Here is a 13,133-nt window from a genome sequence, read left to right as displayed (position 1 = left end):
TTTTTAACCCATGAGAAGAATACTACCTTTATTGCTAGCTATTAGTTTAATAGCCTGCGAAAAAAAGCAATCAATAGATTTATTAATAACTAACGGAACCATTTATACCGTTGACGATAATTTTTCTACCGTTGAGGCTATGGCTATATCAAATGGTCAAATTGTAGCTACTGGTGATAGTAAAGATTTGATTGAAAAGTATGAAAGTAAAACTATCCTAGATGCCTCGGGTAAGTTCATCTACCCAGGATTAATAGATGCGCATTGTCACTTTTTTGGTCTAGGACAGCAAGCACAGCGAGTAGATCTTATGGGGACTACTAGTTTTGAAGACGTAATACAGCGAGTAGTAACTTTTCAAAATGAAAATAATCGTGATTTTATAATTGGTCGAGGTTGGGATCAAAACGATTGGGAGATTAAAGAATTTCCAAGTAATGAAAAATTAAACGAGCTTTTTCCAGATATACCTGTTGCACTCACCAGAATTGACGGTCACGCAATGCTAGCAAATCAGGCAGCTCTTGATGCTGCGGGAATAGATTCTAATACTCCAGCAGATGGTGGAGCAATTATCATGAGCGATGGTAAACTTACAGGAGTACTCGTAGACAATCCTATGGAGTTAGTTGAGGCTGTATACCCTAAACCATCTACTCAAGATATGGTTGACGCTCTTTTAACTGCTCAAAAAGAGAATTTTAAATATGGACTTACTACCGTAGATGACGCTGGTCTTCATAAAGATGTTATTGAAGTGATTGATAGTTTACAACAAGTTGGTGATCTAAAAATGAAAATGTATGTCATGATTAGCAATACTCCTGAAAATTTAGATTATTACCTAAACAAAGGAATTGTTAAGACCGATAGACTTAATGTTAGATCTGTTAAATTCTATGCCGATGGAGCGCTGGGAAGTCGTGGAGCAGCCCTTAAAGAACCCTACAGCGATAAACATGATCATTATGGAGCCTTGCTTAGTCCTATTTCAAAAATAAAGGAAATTGCATCTCGTATAGCAGCAAGCGATTATCAAATGAATACCCATGCAATTGGTGATAGCGCAAACTATGTTGTTCTAGAGACTTATAAGGAATTATTGAATGGTAGTTCTAACAGAAGATGGCGCATCGAGCATGCTCAAATAGTAGATCCTTATGATTTTAACAGCTTTAATCAAGATAATATTTTACCATCGGTGCAGCCTACTCACGCCACTAGTGACATGTATTGGGCACAAGATAGAGTAGGAGCTGAGCGTATTAAAGGTGCTTATGCTTATAAAACCTTATTAAAGAAGTCAGGAATAGTCGCTCTAGGAACCGATTATCCTGTAGAACAAGTGAATCCTTTCTTAACATTCTATGCCGCAGTTGCTAGACAGGATACAAGCGGTTATCCAGAAAATGGTTTTTTACCTGAACAAAGTTTGACTAGAGAAGAAACTTTAAGGGGTATGACTATATGGGCTGCCTATTCCAATTTTGAAGAAAATGAAAAAGGTAGTCTTGAAAAAGGTAAGGCAGCAGACTTTATAATCACTGAAAAGAATTTAATGACTATTCCAGTAGAGCAAATTCCAGATTTTAAAGTAAATGCTACCTATATTAATGGTGAAAAAGTTTATTCTGTAGCAAACAATTGATTCATATCCTTAAAGGCTTTAAACTCAAGAGCATTCCCACTAGGATCTAGAAAAAACATAGTAGCTTGTTCACCTGGCAAGCCTTCAAATCTTATATAGGGTTCAATAATAAACTCGATGTTTTTTTCTCGTAATGCTTGCGCAAAAGTGTGGAAAATATCCCATTCTAGTACCACACCAAAATGAGGTACAGGGACAGACTTACCATCGACAGCATTGTGAGATAATCCTGGAGCATTGTCCGATATATGAATAACCAATTGATGTCCAAAGAAATCAAAATCTACCCAATGATCACTGCTACGACCTTCTTTGCATCCTAAAGTATCACGGTAGAAGGATCTAGTTGTTGTTATTTCTTTTACAGGAATTGCTAGATGAAAAGGAGTGAGTTTCATTTTTGTAAGTTTTGTTGCTTTAATTTACTATTTATTTAATAAGAAGTTGAACAGCAATTAGCTAAATCCTTTTTTGAATAATTTCCTTACGCGCTAAAAGTTCTATTCAAAAAAACCACCTTTTTACAGGTGGTTTATCATGTAATTTTTAGGTTTATTATAAAATTCCATCTACAATTCCATAATCCACAGCCTCATCTGCGCCCATCCAATAGTCGCGATTAAAGTCTTTCATAACTTTTTCATAAGGTTGACCGCAATTAGCCTCGTAAATTTTAGCAAGGATATCACGTGTCTTAAGTATTTCTTGAGCTGTTATTTCAATATCGGCACTAGTACCTCTTCCACCACCACTAGGCTGGTGAATCATCACTCTACCATGTTTTTGTATAAAACGTCTTCCTTTTTCACCACCAGAAAGTAAAAGAGATCCCATACTAGCAGCTAGACCACTACAAACAGTACTTACAGGACTTTTTATTTCTTGCATAGTATCATATATTGAAAATCCAGCCGTAACATAGCCTCCTGGACTATTGATTACAAATGTTATTTCTTCATTACTTATTGAGTCTAATAAAAGTAATCGGTCTACACAGTGCCTCGCCGACTTGTCATCTACCATTCCCCAAAGAAAAACTTTACGTTGTTCTATAAAATTGTCGTCTATTCTATCTTGAAGTTTGATCGTTTTACTCATGTATGAAATTTATTTAGGCTAAAAATACGTAATTACGCTTTCGCGAAAGCGAGATATAACAAAAATTTACCGCTATATCACTCCTTCGTCTTTGCCATATTCGTTTTTATAAATTTTAATAATTAAAAGTAATAAGCTTACTAATAGTGGACCAAAAACTAATCCGATGAACCCAAACAGTGGAACACCGACCAGAACACCGATTAGGGTAACAACAGGATGGATGTCAGCTAGCTTTTGTTGGACAATCAGTCTAAATACATTGTCCGTCGCACCTACAACCGCTGCTCCATAAATTAAGATTCCTATGGCTGCTCCTGTATCACCCTTGGCAAATAGAAGTGCTGCAACAGGTATAATCCCTAAAGCCGTACCAACGAAAGGTATCATGCTACCAATTACAGTTATGACAAACCAAAAAAATGGATTTTCTACTCCAAAGATAAAATAGCCAATAAGTGCCACTATTCCTTGTAGAAGCGCTACCAGTGGAATTCCTATAGCATTTGACTTTACAAGATTGTTGCTTTCTTTTCCTAGTAATTCAATATTTCTTTTTTTAAGTGGTAGGTAAATGAGAATAGCTTCCTTCCATTTTTTGCGATTAATAAGCATAAAATAGAGTATAAAAAACATTACCGAAATGGAGAAAATGGTTTGAAAACCTGAACTTGCAATGTCTTGAATATGTGTTGCGATCCAATCCTGGATAGCTTCCATATTAATGCTGTCGGATAAACTCATCGACGTTAGTTCTTCCAGCTTTACTAATTCACTTTTAATAGTTTCGGCTATTTTGTTGCTATTATCCAGTGCGGTTTTTACACGACTGCTTAAAAGGTAGGACATACCAGCTAGTGGTATTACCAGCGCAATGAATGTAAGGAGAAGCAACAGTCCTGCTGTAAGACTCGCATTCCAATTTTTTTTCTCTAGCTTAATTTGTAATGGCTCTAGAATAACGTATAGGGTGACTGCTCCCATTATTCCACCTATATAGACCATCATTTCCTTGCTTATAAGAATAAGTAAAGCAACAATGACGGTAAGTATGAATAACTGTCTTATGGTTTCTGGCGGAATGCGGTTGCTCATTTAGTGATTTCTTAAAGCTTCAATTAATTCCTGCTTATCCATCTTGGAACGCCCTTCTATTCCTATTTCTTTTGCTTGATCATATAGCTCTTCCTTGGTTCTTTCTTCATAGGGTTTTGCTTTACCACCTTTTTCACCGCTATTTTCAGAATTTGCTATTCTTGCAGCTTTTTCCTTACTGTAGCCTTGATCTTTTAAGGCTTCATACTGCTCTTCGTTTTTAATGCTAGGTCTTGACATTTTTATTTTAAAGATACTATGACCTTACACTAGCTAGAGTTAAAAAAGCTGCAATTAGGATTTTTCTAAGAATTTAAGGACTTGTTCAATGACTTCTGGAGTATGTAGGCTGTGACCACCAGTTTTTGATGTATAAACAGTGCTATTAGTAAAGCCAGTAGCAATATTATTCATCGATTCATAGGGTACGATTAAATCTTTTGTGTCGTGAATTAAAAGTACGGGCGTTTGAATTTTTGTTGCAAAGGAAGATGTCTTAAACTCAGCAATGTGGTATCCAAATTTTTCTTTTAAAAGTTGATCGAGAAGATTCCATACTCGCTTGTTGAATCCTACTACTTGTTGATAACCTTTCATGATAACCTCTAGCTCATCAGGACTGCCTAAAAGAATTATTTTTTTTATGAAGTCGTGAGGTGTTTCGCTTTCTTGTAATACAGTAGCCATAGCACCTACACTATGAGCTATTACAACTTCTGGTTCATATAACTCGATAATACTTCTTATAACCCTAGAGTATTTGATCGCGTTAAAAAATTTACCAGTAGTTTTACCATGAGCCGGTGCATCAATGGCGATGATGTTGTAATCTTTTTTTTGTAAGGGTTCTATTAAATAGCGCCATCTTGCGCTATTTGATTCCCATCCATGAGGTAATAGAATCGTAGGTCCATCTCCTTCCCAATGGTAAAGCATTACTAAACCATCTTCATACGAAACACGTTGTTGACGAGCGGTATTTAAAAATTCTTGCTGTTGTGATGTTATAAATCCCTTTCTTGGGATGCTAAAGACGTCTAGTGCAAGTTGAGCTGCTTTTTTTGGTGCTATTACCGCAAGGATATTAAAATAAAAGCCATACAACTTTGGTATGGCCTTAGATAAGAATTTTTTCATGGTACTCTTTTTACCAGCTTACAAATACGTGAACCGGTTTTTCATTATCAGGAATCATTGTTTTTTCTACCGTGGCACTCATATCGTACTTAACTTCTACCGGTAAATTATCCTTGCTTACTGTAAAATAAAAATTTTGATCATTGACCCATACTACCGCGTCGTCAATCATGTTATCTACATTAGAGATTTTATAAGCAGCAGCGATTTCCTTAAAGGTACTGTTGATTGTTATTCCTTTTTCGGTCTTATAACGATCATCGTGTATTCTAATATTCGCTATAGTTGATGTGCTATCCAGAGCTTGTAAAGGAGAGATGGATAACAAGTGCTTACCACCTTTCTCATATACCTCAATATCAGCTGCTCCATTAGAAAATTCATCTCCTTTAATAGGATTGATAATACTATCATTTGCAAATAAGCTGTCTAGTTGGTACACTTTAGTATCCTTTGTGATGTGTCCTACACGATCTTTATTCCATTCAAAAGGATCTTGTGTTTTACCACAACTAGTTAAAACGGCAGCTATTACAGCAATAAAAAGTAATTTCTTCATAATTTTCATTCTACCGCAAAAGTAGGAATTTGAGTTGTTACTTAATTGGTTTTTAAGATTATTTAAGCGCTTTACCTAAAATTCCTAAAACGCCCCTTATAAATGTAGCGCTTGTAAGAACTTTTACAATTGGATTTTGTCTTGTGCTTCTTCTCGAGCTAGATCTACTCGCTTTTTCCTTTTCTTTTTTAGCTTTTTCTTTTATGTCTTCCTCGTGAGCTCGTTCTATTTTAGCTTGTAAAATTTCTTCGGCACTTTCTCTATTAATATCCTCGTTGTACTTGTCTGTCAACTCCGAATCTGCAATTAAATCCGATAACTCTCTATCGGTAAGTACGTCCATTCTACTTTCAGGAGCTCTTAATAGGGTAGCGGCAAGTGGACTAGGTCTTCCTTTTTCATCTAGAGCACTTATTAAAGCTTCTCCTATTCCAAGTGAAGTTAAAACCTCTGCAGTGTCATAAAAATCGGTTTCTGGATAATTTTGTGCCGTCAGTTTTATCGCTTTTCGATCTTTAGCCGTAAATGCTCTTAAAGCATGCTGGACTTTTAATCCTAGTTGACTTAATACACCATCAGGAATATCAGTAGGATTTTGAGTTACAAAGTACAAACCGATACCTTTACTACGAATCAATTTAACGATGCTTTCGATTTGATCTAGTAAAGCTTTGCTAGCATTGTCAAATATGAGGTGAGCTTCATCAATGAATAAAATTAATTCAGGTTTGTCGCTATCGCCTTGCTCTGGAAAAGTAGAATAAATCTCAGCAAGTAATGAAAGCATGAAGGTAGAAAATAACTTTGGCCTATCCTGAATATCAGTAAGTCGAATTACATTGACATATCCGTGTCCGTTTTTATCCTTGCGAACTAAGTCTTTTACCTCAAAGCTACGTTCGCCAAAAAACCTATCAGCACCTTGTTGCTCCAGTTCTATTAATTTCCTTAGAATTGCTCCAGTTGATGAAGTTGAAATGCGGCCGTAATTTTCAGTAAATTCTGCTTTCCCGGCACCAGTAGCATATTGCAAGACTTTTCTTAAGTCATTTAAATCTAATAAAGGCAATTTATTATCATCACAATATTTAAAAACTACAGAGATAATTCCTGCTTGGGTTTCAGTAACATCTAGTATTCTAGAGAGCAATACTGGACCAAATTCACTTACTGTAGCTCTTAGTCTAATTCCGTCTTGTTCTGATATGGTCATTATTTCGACTGGCGACTTACGTTTTTTAAAATCTAACCCAATCTTTTCATGTCTTTCGTCAATTTTGGGATGACCTGGACTTTCTGCGGCTACACCAGATAAATCACCTTTGATATCCATTAGTAGACTAGGAACACCTTGTTGAGAAAGCTGCTCTGCAATGATTTGTAATGTTTTAGTTTTTCCTGTACCAGTAGCTCCTGCGATCAGGCCGTGGCGGTTCATTGTTTTAAGAGGGATTTTTACATGTGATCCTGTAATCGCTTCACCATCTAACATGGCGGCGCCCATTACAATGCTTTCACCTTTCGGATTATAACCAGTAGAAATTACTTCAGTGAATTTTTCTCTATTACTCATCTATTACAGTATATATGATTGAGGTAAAAATATAATCATTTGTTCAACTACGAAAAAAAAGGAAGTCTATAAAAAGGATAATATCTATATGTGGTTGTGGAAATAAGATGATTCCATCGATATAAGTTATCGTGAATTACTTATGTTACCTACCAATATATTGTATTTTTGTGGCATGAATCAAGAAGTAGTGCAGGATCAAGTAGAAAAAGGCCTTATGTTGCCATTAATGGAAGAATTCTACACGATTCAAGGAGAAGGATCACATACAGGAAGAGCGGCTTACTTTATAAGAGTAGGCGGCTGTGATGTAGGTTGTCATTGGTGTGATGTAAAGGAAAGTTGGGATCCAGAGAAACATCCGCCTACTGCTATAGATAAAATTATAGAAAACGCTTCAAAATACAGTAAAACAATTGTGATTACTGGTGGAGAACCGCTCACTTGGGATATGGGACCATTGACCCAAGGTCTTAAAGAAAGACAAATGCAGGTGCATATTGAAACTAGTGGAGCCTATCCGTTAACGGGTGATTGGGATTGGATTTGTTTATCTCCTAAAAAGGTAAAAATGCCTGTTCCTGAAATATATCCTAAAGCCCATGAGCTTAAAGTGATTGTATACAATAAACATGATTTCGCTTTCGCGAAAGCGGAAGCAGAAAAAGTTTCTTCAAGTTGTAAATTATACATACAACCAGAATGGTCGGTGAGAGAAAAAATGATCCCATTAATTACAGATTTTGTGATGCAAAATCCTGAATGGCAAGTCTCTTTACAAACACATAAATATTTAAATATTCCTTAAAAAACGTATTTAGAGCAGTTTTAAAACACTTTTTTCAAACACAAGTATATTAATACTGTTGATAACTTCGTTTATTAAAAGCTCTAAAATCAATTATTTACTTTAATTGGTTGTTATCTTTGTTTTTGTAGCAAATTTTATACAGACAAATGAGCGAAGAAAACAAGAAGAATTATGGTGCCGATTCTATTCAGGCACTTGAAGGAATGGAGCACGTGCGCATGCGTCCTTCTATGTATATTGGAGATGTAGGAGTAAGAGGTTTACACCATTTAGTTTATGAGGTGGTAGACAATTCCATTGATGAGGCACTAGCTGGTCATTGTGATAATATCGAAGTTATTATTAATGAAAACAACAGTATTACTGTAACTGACGACGGTCGTGGTATTCCTGTAGGTATTCATAAAAAAGAAGGAGTAAGTGCACTTGAAGTTGTAATGACTAAAATAGGTGCCGGAGGAAAATTTGATAAAGACTCCTATAAGGTTTCTGGTGGATTGCATGGTGTAGGTGTAAGTTGTGTTAACGCACTTTCCGATCATTTGAAGGCAACAGTGCATCGTGATGGGAAAATTTGGGAGCAAGAATACGAGAGAGGTAAATCTCTTTATCCCGTAAAAGCAGTTGGCGATACTGATAAAACAGGTACAGTGGTAACCTTCCTGCCGGATCGCAGTATTTTTCAACAAACTACAACTTATAGTTACGATACTCTTGCAAATCGTTTAAGAGAACTAGCATACCTTAATAAAGGAATCACAATTATACTTACCGACAAAAGAGAAACCGAGGAAGATGGTTCCTTTAAAGGTGAGACATTTCATTCTCAAGAAGGACTTAAAGAATTTATACGTTTCCTAGATGATACCAGACATCCAATAATCGAGGATGTAATCTCTATGGAAGGCGAGAAGAATGGTATTCCTGTTGAAGTAGCTATGATTTATAATGATAGTTATGCAGAGAATTTACATTCTTATGTGAATAACATTAATACGCACGAAGGTGGTACTCATTTAAGTGGTTTCCGTCGTGGATTAACAGGAACCCTTAAAAAATATGCCGATAACTCGGGAATGTTAGATAAATTGAAGTTCGATATCACAGGAGACGACTTCCGTGAAGGTCTTACAGCTATCGTTTCTGTCAAAGTTGCCGAACCTCAATTTGAAGGTCAAACAAAAACTAAATTAGGTAACAGGGAAGTTACAAGTGCTGTCTCGCAAGCGGTATCTCAAATGCTAGAAGATTATCTTGAAGAGCATCCTAATGATGCCAAGGTAATTGTACAAAAGGTGATTCTTGCAGCGCAAGCTAGACATGCTGCTCGCAAGGCTCGCGAAATGGTACAGCGTAAAACCGTAATGAGTGGTGGTGGACTGCCAGGTAAATTATCTGACTGTTCTGAAACTGACCCTACTTTATGTGAAGTATTCCTTGTTGAGGGAGATTCTGCAGGTGGAACAGCAAAACAAGGTCGTGACCGTAATTTTCAAGCTATACTGCCACTACGAGGAAAGATTTTGAACGTTGAAAAAGCGATGTCACATAAGGTCTTTGAAAACGAAGAAATCCGAAACATTTTTACCGCATTAGGTGTTACTATAGGTACTGAAGAAGATTCTAAAGCCTTAAATTTAGAAAAGTTACGCTATCATAAAATTGTCATCATGTGTGATGCCGATGTCGATGGATCTCACATTTCTACTTTAATTTTGACATTCTTTTTCCGTTACATGAAGGAGTTGATTGAGAACGGTTACGTGTATATCGCAACACCGCCATTATACCTAGTTAAAAAGGGAGCTAAAAAACGTTATGCTTGGAATGATAAAGAGCGTGATGAAATCGCCGAAAGTTTCGGTGGTGGAGCAAACATTCAACGTTATAAGGGTCTTGGAGAAATGAATGCAGATCAGTTGTGGGATACCACAATGAATCCAGAATTCAGAACTCTAAGAAGGATTACAATTGATAGTATGCCCGAGGCTGATCGTATTTTCTCAATGTTAATGGGTGATGAGGTGCCGCCTCGTCGTGAGTTCATAGAGAAAAATGCGGTTTATGCTAACATTGATGCATAACAACATTCAAACTTAATTAAGCGCCTTTACCGAATGGTAAGGGCGTTTTTGTTTACTAAAAAGACCGTTTTAAGTAATTTTGTCTTTCTTTGGGATTAAATATTTATGTTATGAAGAATACGATATTCATATTATGTGTTTTGTTCGCTTTCGCGAAAGCGAAATCACAAGATAATTTTTCAGAAATACTTGCAGCCGGTGTTGATGCTGCAAATCTATACGCAAAAGATTATGCTACACCTGCAGCAGAATCTCTTACCTTTAATATAGCATCTGGATGGTACGATGATGCTCGAGTGTTGAAACCTGGTAAATTCAAAATTCAATTACGAGCGCAGGCAACATTTACCCCAGATGAGAAAAAGACGTTTTTACTGGATCCTACAGAATATGAGCGCATTATTCAAGAAAGTTATAATAATACCAATGGACCTGTAGCCAATATTAATGTTTCGTTTGGTGATGGCTCAACAACTCCTAGGTTAATCGCAACCGCACTAGGAGAAAATGAAATGCCACAACAACTTGTTGTGGAATCTAGAGAAGCCAATACAGGAGCATTGTTACAAAGAGATGAGATTGATCTAGCTCAAGGTTTAAGTTCAGAAGGATTAGAATTTGTTCCTACTGCCTTCTTACAAGCAGGAGTAGGATTAGGCGCAGGTCTTGAACTTAAAGCCAGATTTGTTCCAAAGGTAAAAACAGATGAATTTGAAACTGGATTTTACGGTGGTGCTTTACAATGGGAGTTTACTAAACTTTTTGATAGAGAAGATGGTAATGGAGTAATTAATGGTGCTCCCATCACTATTTCGGCTCTTGTGGGCTACAGTAGGTTAGATGCTTCTTATGATTTTGAAGATGGTGCAATTGTAGATGGAAGAAATCAAAGTATTGAAACTCAAGTCGATGTTTTTAATGTAAGTTTAATCACAGGTACAAATTGGGACGTTTTTAATTTATATGGTGGTATCAATTACATTTCTGGAAGTACAGAGACAAGACTACTAGGTGATTACACTTTTACCAGCAATACGGTTATTTTCCCTGTAAGTACCACGGTGAGTGATCCTGTGACAGTAGAGTCTGATACAACAGGGTTATTAGGAACTGTAGGTGCAAAATTAACTTTGGGAGCATTTAATTTACATGCAGATTATACCTTTGGTGAATTCAATACGGCTACTGCGTCTATTTTTGTTCGATTATAATCGTGTACCACCTACTTTTACAAGGAATTATGAACACAATTAAGTTTCATAGGTTATTTTTGTAGGACTATTGAAAAATACATTTAATTTAACTAAAATCATACATAAATGAAAGTTACCGTAGTAGGAGCTGGAGCAGTAGGTGCCAGCTGTGCAGAGTATATCGCAATTAAAAATTTTGCAAGTGAGGTAGTGTTACTTGATATTAAGGAAGGTTTTGCCGAAGGTAAAGCTATGGACTTAATGCAAACCGCATCTCTTAATAATTTTGATACAAAAATCACAGGAACTACTGGTGACTATTCAAAAACTGCAGGTAGTGATATCGCAGTAATTACTTCGGGTATTCCTAGAAAACCAGGAATGACTCGTGAGGAATTAATAGGAATTAATGCAGGTATCGTAAAATCTGTAGCAGCTAGTCTAGTAGAACAGTCACCTAACGTAATTCTAATTGTGGTTTCTAATCCTATGGATACCATGACTTATCTAGCACACCAAGTAACTGGTCTACCTAAAAATAGAATTATAGGTATGGGTGGTGCCCTAGATAGTGCTAGATTTAAGTACCGTCTAGCTGAAGCTCTTGAAGCGCCAATAAGCGATGTTGATGGTATGGTAATCGGTGGGCACTCTGATAAAGGAATGGTTCCATTAACAAGATTAGCTACTCGTAATTCTGTGCCAGCAAGTGAATTTCTTTCTGAGGAAAGACTAGAGCAAGTTCTTCAGGATACAAAGGTAGGTGGAGCAACTCTTACAAAATTATTAGGTACTAGTGCTTGGTATGCTCCAGGTGCAGCAGTATCTGGTCTTGTGCAGGCTATCGCTTGTGATCAAAAGAAAATCTTCCCTTGTAGTGCTTTGTTAGAAGGTGAATATGGATTGTCTGATCTTTGTATAGGTGTTCCGGTTGTTTTAGGTGCAAATGGGATAGAAAAGATCGTAGAAATTGAATTGAGTGATGCAGAAAGAAGTGCATTAACTGAAAGTGCAGAAGGTGTTAAGAAAACAAATGGATTGTTGGCTTAAACTATCATTATAATATAAAAAAAACCGCTTCAATGTTGAAGCGGTTTTTTTATGACCATTTTTAAATTTTAAGCGATTCTTAAGTAAGGATTGATGTTGGTTTTATCGCTTTCGCGAAAGCGTACTTAACAAAGTCGTTTTTTAAATAGATTCCTTTTTTGGGATCCTAGATCTTGTGTAATCACCTTGTATGTAATGAATTACTAATAAAGTAGGTTGTTGTGAATAGCTGTTAGAGTCTACTTAAATAAAGAGCTGGAAAGTGTTATATTTGGCGCGTGAGAATGAAATGGATCTTATCAATTATCGCTAGCCTATTTTTAATAGGCGCGTGTGCTTATTATTCACCTGAAGAGGTTGAGTATAAAGTGGAGATAGGATTTACTAGTAATGTTACCAGAGATTTTCAAAATGCTGTTTTTGAAGAAGTAGCACAATATTTAAAAACTACTAACGAGGATGTTACACTTATTAGAAGTGGTAATTCTATCAAAATCGAGCTAAGGGGTGATTCGCAAAATGCGGAAAAGTGGCGAGCTCAAGTTGCTCAGGTTGTTCAGAATTACTTTACAATTCGATTACAAGGCTATGAGGGATCTGTAGATGTTTCCGTAGCTCAAGTTCTTGAAAATGAAATTCCTTCTTCTGGTTTAGGAGATGATGTTGTAGTCTTTGAAATGAAAAACTCTTTAGAGAGAACTCCTCAAAGCGTGCTCCATGCCATTGAGTTAGAGGCGTTGATTCTAAGCAGTAATTATAGATTAACAGCACATACATTTAATAATTACAATTCAGGTGTTTCGGGATCTTTTATAGATCAACTACCCGACAGTCGTGCAGGACCTATCGCATTTGTATAATCGTTTAAGCTATTACGATGATGGT

At 36.4% G+C, this 13,133-nt stretch carries 13 protein-coding genes; 6 read left to right on the top strand and 7 right to left on the bottom strand.

The annotated features are described in order from the left end of the window. Positions 1–10 precede the first annotated feature (10 nt). On the top strand, positions 11–1,648 hold the full coding sequence (locus HCN53_RS06840; protein WP_167342459.1) for an amidohydrolase: 1,638 nt from the start codon (positions 11–13) through the stop codon (positions 1,646–1,648). Here HCN53_RS06840 and HCN53_RS06835 read toward each other — a convergent pair. The 7 genes from HCN53_RS06835 to HCN53_RS06805 all read right to left on the bottom strand — a co-directional run bounded on the left by HCN53_RS06835 (position 1,627) and on the right by HCN53_RS06805 (position 7,110). After that, positions 1,627–2,046, bottom strand: a complete 420-nt coding sequence (locus HCN53_RS06835) for a VOC family protein (RefSeq protein WP_167342458.1) — start codon at positions 2,044–2,046, stop codon at positions 1,627–1,629. The two genes, HCN53_RS06840 and HCN53_RS06835, sit on opposite strands and share 22 nt — an antisense overlap. Before the next feature lie 157 nt (positions 2,047–2,203). After that, positions 2,204–2,746 (bottom strand): ClpP family protease, encoded by a 543-nt coding sequence (locus HCN53_RS06830; protein WP_042277452.1) that lies wholly within the window; start codon positions 2,744–2,746, stop codon positions 2,204–2,206. Between the two features lie 72 nt (positions 2,747–2,818). Next, the gene (locus HCN53_RS06825) at positions 2,819–3,841 is read right to left on the bottom strand and encodes an AI-2E family transporter (protein WP_060524005.1); all 1,023 of its coding nucleotides are present in this window, start codon (positions 3,839–3,841) and stop codon (positions 2,819–2,821) included. After that, positions 3,842–4,081, bottom strand: a complete 240-nt coding sequence (locus HCN53_RS06820) for a Rho termination factor N-terminal domain-containing protein (RefSeq protein ID WP_042277457.1) — start codon at positions 4,079–4,081, stop codon at positions 3,842–3,844. It lies immediately after the preceding gene. Between the two features lie 54 nt (positions 4,082–4,135). Further along, positions 4,136–4,978: an alpha/beta fold hydrolase gene (locus HCN53_RS06815; protein ID WP_167342457.1), complete on the bottom strand. Its 843-nt coding sequence runs from the start codon at positions 4,976–4,978 to the stop codon at positions 4,136–4,138. Positions 4,979–4,988: 10 nt separating this feature from the next. Beyond that, positions 4,989–5,537, bottom strand: a complete 549-nt coding sequence (locus tag HCN53_RS06810; RefSeq protein WP_042277460.1) for a membrane lipoprotein lipid attachment site-containing protein — start codon at positions 5,535–5,537, stop codon at positions 4,989–4,991. Between the two features lie 58 nt (positions 5,538–5,595). After that, entirely contained in the window at positions 5,596–7,110 is a 1,515-nt protein-coding gene (locus HCN53_RS06805; RefSeq protein ID WP_167342456.1) for a helicase HerA-like domain-containing protein, read from the bottom strand. A gap of 175 nt (positions 7,111–7,285) precedes the next feature. Here HCN53_RS06805 and HCN53_RS06800 point away from each other — a divergent pair, with 175 nt between their 5' ends. The 5 genes from HCN53_RS06800 (at position 7,286) to HCN53_RS06780 (ending at position 13,108) form a co-directional block, all read left to right on the top strand. Beyond that, a complete protein-coding gene (locus HCN53_RS06800; RefSeq protein ID WP_167342455.1) occupies positions 7,286–7,918 on the top strand; it encodes a 7-carboxy-7-deazaguanine synthase QueE in 633 nt (210 codons plus the stop codon). Positions 7,919–8,067: 149 nt separating this feature from the next. After that, positions 8,068–10,005 carry a DNA topoisomerase (ATP-hydrolyzing) subunit B gene (gene gyrB, locus HCN53_RS06795; protein WP_085775188.1) on the top strand — a complete coding sequence of 646 codons (1,938 nt, stop codon included), beginning with the start codon at positions 8,068–8,070 and terminating at the stop codon, positions 10,003–10,005. A 110-nt stretch (positions 10,006–10,115) separates the two neighbouring features. Beyond that, on the top strand, positions 10,116–11,216 hold the full coding sequence (locus HCN53_RS06790) for a DUF6588 family protein (RefSeq protein WP_167342454.1): 1,101 nt from the start codon (positions 10,116–10,118) through the stop codon (positions 11,214–11,216). A 108-nt stretch (positions 11,217–11,324) separates the two neighbouring features. Then, positions 11,325–12,248 (top strand): malate dehydrogenase, encoded by a 924-nt coding sequence (gene mdh, locus HCN53_RS06785; RefSeq protein WP_042277468.1) that lies wholly within the window; start codon positions 11,325–11,327, stop codon positions 12,246–12,248. 284 nt (positions 12,249–12,532) lie between these two features. Then, positions 12,533–13,108: a hypothetical protein gene (locus HCN53_RS06780; RefSeq protein ID WP_167342453.1), complete on the top strand. Its 576-nt coding sequence runs from the start codon at positions 12,533–12,535 to the stop codon at positions 13,106–13,108. Positions 13,109–13,133 lie beyond the last annotated feature (25 nt).

Source organism: Nonlabens sp. SY33080 (assembly GCF_011784885.1).
Classification (GTDB): Bacteria; Bacteroidota; Bacteroidia; order Flavobacteriales; family Flavobacteriaceae; genus Nonlabens; species Nonlabens tegetincola.
The sequence above is the reverse complement of the archived record's forward strand: the minus strand, read 5'-3'. Positions and strand labels throughout refer to the sequence as shown.